Source organism: Psychromonas sp. Urea-02u-13 (assembly GCF_002835995.1).
Lineage (GTDB): Bacteria > Pseudomonadota > Gammaproteobacteria > Enterobacterales > Psychromonadaceae > Psychromonas.
In genome coordinates, this window is record NZ_PJBZ01000278.1 from 1 (window position 1) to 427 (window position 427).

Consider the following 427-nt stretch of genomic DNA (forward strand, 5'->3'; position numbering starts at 1 on the left):
GCTTTCCAATACCTTCAGTTGGACTTCTTTGAATATCTTTAATTAGTAGATTTATGCGTTTCAATATTCTTTTATCGGTTGTTTGCCAATATAGATATTGTTCCCAAGCTTTAGTTGAAAAGGTTAGTTTCATTCTATTAGCTCTCTTTCAGTTCCGTTGCCAGCTTCAAGTTCGGCAATAGACTCTAAAAGTTCGCGTGCATTAGTTGGTGATCTAAGTAAATAAGTAGTTTCTTCCATTGCGTTGTAGTCTTCTAAAGACATCATCACAACGGGAGCTTCACTTTTACGAGTTATAATGATTGGTGCGTGATCATTACAAACATGCGCCATTGTGTTTGCTAAATTTGCTCTAGCTGATGTGTAGCTTATTGCATCCATGTGAACTCCAATATGTTCATGTACGTTTATTTGTACAGTTTAGCGT

At 36.3% G+C, this 427-nt stretch carries 2 protein-coding genes; both read right to left on the bottom strand.

The features are described 5' to 3' along the window. A partial coding sequence (locus tag CXF74_RS21720; RefSeq protein ID WP_198552972.1) for a type II toxin-antitoxin system YoeB family toxin occupies positions 1–133 on the bottom strand: 133 nt, incomplete at its 3' end. Beyond that, positions 130–381, bottom strand: coding sequence for a type II toxin-antitoxin system Phd/YefM family antitoxin (locus CXF74_RS21725; protein WP_101084708.1), 252 nt, complete (start codon positions 379–381; stop codon positions 130–132). The genes CXF74_RS21720 and CXF74_RS21725, both read right to left, overlap by 4 nt. Positions 382–427 lie beyond the last annotated feature (46 nt).